The organism is Sphingorhabdus sp. (assembly GCF_044338195.1).
In the GTDB taxonomy this organism is placed as follows: Bacteria; Pseudomonadota; Alphaproteobacteria; order Sphingomonadales; family Sphingomonadaceae; genus Sphingorhabdus_B.
In genome coordinates this window covers 1-5,261 of the sequence record NZ_JBIIMC010000057.1, presented here as the reverse complement: position 1 = coordinate 5,261, position 5,261 = coordinate 1, and the positions used below count along the sequence as shown (strand labels likewise).

Here is a 5,261-nt window from a genome sequence, read left to right as displayed (position 1 = left end):
TGGCGGCGGCACGCAAGCAAGCGCCAGTGGCAGCGGTGAATGTTCTTGCCGCATTGGACGGCAAGCCGCCGGTCGCCGATTATGACGGCTATGGCAGTTGCCCGTTAACGGTTGAGCGCGGCAAGATTGTGCTCGCCGAATTCGGCTATGGCGGAAAATTGCTACCGAGCTTCCCGAATTGGCTAATCGACGGCACGCGCCCATCGCGCCTGTCATGGCTGTTAAAGGACACCATCCTTCCGCCAATTTACTGGCACGGTATGCTCAAAGGGCATGAATGGATGGTCAAGCCCCACAAAATCGGCGCGGCGTAACCGATATGAAATTGGCGCGCTATTTACCGATATTGGAATGGGGACGCGGCTATGGCGGCGTGACGTTGACCAATGACTTGGTCGCCGCCGCAATCGTCACGATCATGCTCATCCCGCAAAGCCTGGCTTATGCCATGTTGGCGGGCTTGCCACCGGAAATAGGGCTCTACGCGTCTATTCTTCCTATCATTGCATATGCCCTGTTCGGGACGAGCCGCGCACTCGCCGTTGGCCCCGTAGCGGTGATTTCGCTGATGACTTTGACAGCGGCGAGCGCCGTTGCTGCACCGGGTAGCGCCGAATTCATCGCCGCCACACTTGTCCTCGCGTTGCTGTCCGGGCTGATCCTGATTGTGATGGGCGTGTTGCGCCTGGGTTTTCTCGCGAACCTGTTATCGCACCCTGTGGTGTCAGGGTTTATTACCGCGAGCGGTATCATCATTGCCACCAGCCAACTCAAGTCGCTGCTGGGCATTAAGGCGTCGGGTGAGGCATTGCCCGAGCTGGTCACGACATTGATCGAAAATGCCAAGGACACAAATCCTTACACTCTTGCGATTGGCGTGATTGCGACCGGATTTCTATTCTGGGTACGCAAAGGTTTGAAACCCATGCTCGTCGGTTTCGGGCTGGCTGCGCGGCCCGCTGATTTGGTTGCCAAAGCCGGACCCATCGTTGCGGTCGCGCTTTCAATTTTGGCTGTCATTACCTTCGATCTTGAAGCCAAAGGCGTGAAGGTGGTGGGCGACATCCCGCAGAGCTTGCCGCCCTTTACCGTTCCCTTATTCGACGCGGAACTATGGCAGCGACTGGCCGTTCCAGCTTTATTGCTCAGCATCATTGGATTTGTGGAATCGGTCTCTGTCGCGCAAACGCTCGCAGCGAAAAAGCGGCAACGCATTGTTCCGGATCAGGAACTTATCGGCCTTGGCGCAGCCAATGTCGCCGCCGCTTTTTCGGGCGGCTATCCCGTCACGGGCGGATTTGCCCGCTCGGTCGTCAACTTTGATGCGGGCGCAGAGACCCCGGCAGCAGGTGCGTTCACGGCGGTTGGCATATTGCTGGCGGCTTTGTTCCTGACGCCATTACTCGCCTCTCTTCCCATCGCGACATTGGCAGGTACAATCATCGTTGCGGTCTTGAGCCTTGTCGATTTTAAAACGCCGCGCGCGATCTGGCATTATTCCAAAGCGGATTTTGCAGCTATGGCGGCGACAATTGCTGTGACGCTCCTGATTGGCGTTGAACCCGGCGTCATGGCCGGAGTCGGCCTGAGCCTCGCACTGTTCCTCTGGCGCGCCTCACGGCCACATGCCGCCATTGTGGGACGGGTTCCCGAGACAGAGCATTTCCGAAATGTGAAACGCCACAAGGTGTTCACCGACCCGCGCATCCTGACCATTCGCATCGATGAAAGCCTGACCTATCTCAACGCCCGCTGGCTGGAGGAGTTTGTGCTGGAGGAGATTGCCGCACATCCCAAGCTTAAGCATCTCATCCTGATGGCTTCGGCGGTCAACGCGATTGATGCATCGGCGCTTGAGAGCATCGAAGCGATCAATCACCGCATGGCCGATGCTGGGGTGAGTCTGCATCTCTCCGAAGTCAAAGGCCCGGTGATGGACGCGCTCGAACGCGGGCATTTTCTGCATGATTTGACAGGGCAGGTGTGGTTGTCACAGCATGAAGCCTTCGAGGCGGTGCTGGAAATCGCCAATCGCGAAGAAGAAACGCAAACACCAGCCGATCTGTGGATAGCAAGGGGACTGATATGATGATTGAGCAGGAATGGGCAATAATTCTGGCCCGCGCACAATTTGCTTTTACCGTAAGCTTCCACTTTCTGTTCCCGGCATTTTCGATTGGGCTCGCGAGCTTTCTCGCGGTTCTTGAGGGGTTATGGCTCAAAACCGGTGAAGGCGTTTACGCTAATCTCTATCGTTACTGGCTCAAGATATTCGCCGTCGTTTTTGCGATGGGGGTCGTCTCGGGTATTGTCATGTCCTACCAATTCGGCACCAACTGGTCGGTATTTTCGGATAAGGCTGGACCCGTCATTGGACCATTAATGGCCTATGAAGTGCTGACGGCATTCTTTTTGGAGGCCGGTTTTTTGGGCGTCATGTTGTTCGGGATCAACAAGGTTGGGCGTAAACTCCACTTTGTCGCAACGCTGGCCGTCGCCATCGGCACTTTCATTTCCGCATTCTGGATTTTGTCAGTGAACAGCTGGATGCAAACACCGGTGGGATATGAGATTGCGGCCAATGGTCAGTTCATGCCCGGTGATAGCTGGTGGACGATCATCTTCAACCCAAGCTTCCCCTACCGCCTCGTCCACACTTTACTGGCGGCCTATCTGACTACGGCCTTTGCCGTGGGCGCGGTTGGCGCCTGGCATTTGTTGAAAGACAAAGCCAATCCGGGGGCCCGCAAAATGTTCTCGATGGCGATGTGGATGGCAGCCATCGTTGCGCCGCTTCAGGTTGTGGCGGGTGACTTTCACGGCATCAACACGTTGGAGCATCAACCCGCGAAGGTCATGGCGATGGAGGGGCATTATCAAAGCCACCCCAACGGCGCGCCATTGATATTGTTCGGCATTCCCAACAGCAAAGAGCGGACGGTCGATTACGCCATTGAAATTCCCAAAGCATCGTCGTTGATCCTGAAGCATGACCTGAACGCACCGCTCGCTGGGCTTGATACCATCCCCGACGCAGACGAGCCGCCGGTTGGCATTGTCTTCTGGGCTTTCCGGATCATGGTCGGTCTCGGCATGGCGATGGTAGCTATCGGCATGTGGAGCCTGCTCGCGCGGGCGAGAAAGCAGCTATATGAATGGTCGTCGCTCCATAAGGCCGCATTATTGATGGGCCCGTCTGGCTTCATTGCCGTGCTTGCCGGCTGGGTCGTGACCGAAGTTGGACGGCAACCCTTCACAATTTATGGCGTGCTGCGCACCGTCGATAGTGCGTCGCCATTGGATGCACCGGCGGTCGCTTTCTCGCTTCTCGCCTTTGTCGTCGTGTATTTTGCGGTGTTCGGCATGGGCATTTGGTATTTGCTGCGCTTGATGAAGAAACCACCGGAGGCACATGAAAGCGCGCTGGATGGTGCCCCTATCCGAAGCGCAGGCATCACCCCTGCACCCGCGGTATTGGAAGGAGCATCGGCATGATCGATCTGACAGTCATTTGGGCCAGCATCATTGGCTTTGCCATCATTGCTTATGTCGTTATGGACGGCTTTGACCTCGGCATCGGCATATTGTTTCCCTTTTTCAAAGTGGGCAAGGACCGCGATACCGCGATGAACAGTATCGCGCCTGTCTGGGACGGGAACGAAACATGGCTGGTGATGGGGGTAGGCGGTTTGCTTGCGGCCTTCCCGCTGGCGTATGCGATCATCTTGCCTGCGCTTTATGCACCGATGATTGCGATGCTGCTCGGCCTTGTGTTCCGCGGCGTTGCGTTCGAATTTCGCTGGCGTGATCCGGCACATCGCGAACTCTGGGACCGTGCATTCACGCTGGGCTCGTTCATTGCCACCTTCGCGCAAGGGATAGCGCTTGGCGCGCTGCTCCAAGGCATTACCGTTGAAGGCCGGTCCTATGCCGGTGGATGGTGGGAATGGCTGTCGCCATTTAGCATTTTGACCGGCTTTGGGCTGGTGGTCGGCTATGCGCTTTTGGGCGCGTGCTGGCTAAACTGGAAAACTGAGGGGGCATTGCAGCGTCAGGCGGTCACATATGCCGGACGTTTGGGCATAAGCTTGCTTTTGATGATCGGCCTCATCAGCCTCGCCACGCTGACGCTTGAGGCGCAATATTATCTGCGTTGGTTGAGCTATCCGGGCGTATTGGCAACGGCGATAGTGCCGATTGCCACCATCGCCGTGACATTCCTTTTCTACCGCAGCCTGCGCCAGACCAAAGATGCGCAGCCGTTCTTCTGGGCACTCGCCTTGTTCGGCTTATGCTTGATTGGCCTTGGCATTTCAATTTGGCCGAACGTCATTCCAGCGCGGGTTACCATCTGGGAAGCCGCGGCGCCACATCGCAGCCAAGTCTTCATGTTGATCGGCGCATCCATCATGGTCCCGATCATTGTCGCCTACACTGCATGGTCCTATTGGGTGTTCCGCGGCAAAGTCGGCCACGACGGATATCATTGATGCCGCGCGCCAAACAATTGGGCTGGTTCTTCGGCATCTGGCTGCTGAGCGTCGCGGCGCTGGCGATCGTCGGGAGTGCTATCCGTTGGGTGTTGCTCTAAAAGTTTGAATGGGGAGTGGCGCAAAAATGACCGAGATGAACAACGGCCCCAAAGCGTTACGGATGAGCAAACTCATCGGTTTTTACGGGCGAACTGAACACAAAGATGAGCGCAATACCAATCGCGTAAACCGGCAATGCTCCATCCACGGCTGACTTAGGCGCTGAATTTCTAAGATTTTTACTCGGGGCGTTCCAATCAGAACGCTGATAAAAACGCAGTCTATACGAGAGTTTTTTGCAGCCAAGGCTCTTTCGCCTAAAGCATTGAAAACATTGGAGCGGGCGAAGGGATTCGAACCCTCGACCCCAACCTTGGCAAGATTCGGCTCTATGAAATTTCTGTTCTAAATCAGCTTTTTATAAAGCTCGTGAAAAATCCGAACACGATCCGAACATTTTTAAAAGCAGTGCGCCTAGAATGCTTTGTACTTAATGTTTTAGTGGCAGCTTTGCGCCCAATTGAAGACATCCCAGCGTGCTTTCTGAAAGCGCGAAAGCAGACGCAATTTTAGAAAAGACTGGGTTACCGAAAGTGGAGGGATTTGCGACGGTTCGCTTTTGGGTGAAAACCGGATCTACGCCGTTGCCGGTAGCGTCGTCGCATTAAAAAGTTAGCGTTCCCGAAACGGTACTATCTTTCTTAGGCTGCTGGACGACCGGAGATGCAG

5 protein-coding genes and 1 pseudogene are annotated in these 5,261 nt (G+C 55.6%); all 6 read left to right on the top strand.

What is annotated here, in order from left to right; genetic code table 11:
* Window positions 1-314, top strand: a pseudogene (locus tag ACIQZK_RS10560) (pyridine nucleotide-disulfide oxidoreductase); the annotation flags it as partial.
* Window positions 278-2,089 carry a SulP family inorganic anion transporter gene (locus ACIQZK_RS10555; protein ID WP_397576088.1) on the top strand — a complete coding sequence of 604 codons (1,812 nt, stop codon included), beginning with the start codon at window positions 278-280 and terminating at the stop codon, window positions 2,087-2,089. The pseudogene ACIQZK_RS10560 and the gene ACIQZK_RS10555, both read left to right, overlap by 37 nt.
* On the top strand, window positions 2,089-3,495 hold the full coding sequence (locus tag ACIQZK_RS10550) for a cytochrome ubiquinol oxidase subunit I (protein ID WP_397576089.1): 1,407 nt from the start codon (window positions 2,089-2,091) through the stop codon (window positions 3,493-3,495). Before ACIQZK_RS10555 ends, ACIQZK_RS10550 begins: the two co-directional genes overlap by 1 nt.
* Entirely contained in the window at window positions 3,492-4,490 is a 999-nt protein-coding gene (gene cydB / locus ACIQZK_RS10545) for a cytochrome d ubiquinol oxidase subunit II (protein WP_324479681.1), read from the top strand. The genes ACIQZK_RS10550 and cydB overlap by 4 nt, the downstream gene beginning before the upstream one ends.
* Window positions 4,490-4,591, top strand: a complete 102-nt coding sequence (locus ACIQZK_RS10540) for a DUF2474 family protein (RefSeq protein ID WP_183942126.1) — start codon at window positions 4,490-4,492, stop codon at window positions 4,589-4,591. The genes cydB and ACIQZK_RS10540 overlap by 1 nt, the downstream gene beginning before the upstream one ends.
* A 26-nt stretch (window positions 4,592-4,617) precedes the next feature.
* Window positions 4,618-4,746 carry a hypothetical protein gene (locus ACIQZK_RS10535; RefSeq protein WP_397576087.1) on the top strand — a complete coding sequence of 43 codons (129 nt, stop codon included), beginning with the start codon at window positions 4,618-4,620 and terminating at the stop codon, window positions 4,744-4,746.
* Window positions 4,747-5,261: the final 515 nt, after the last annotated feature.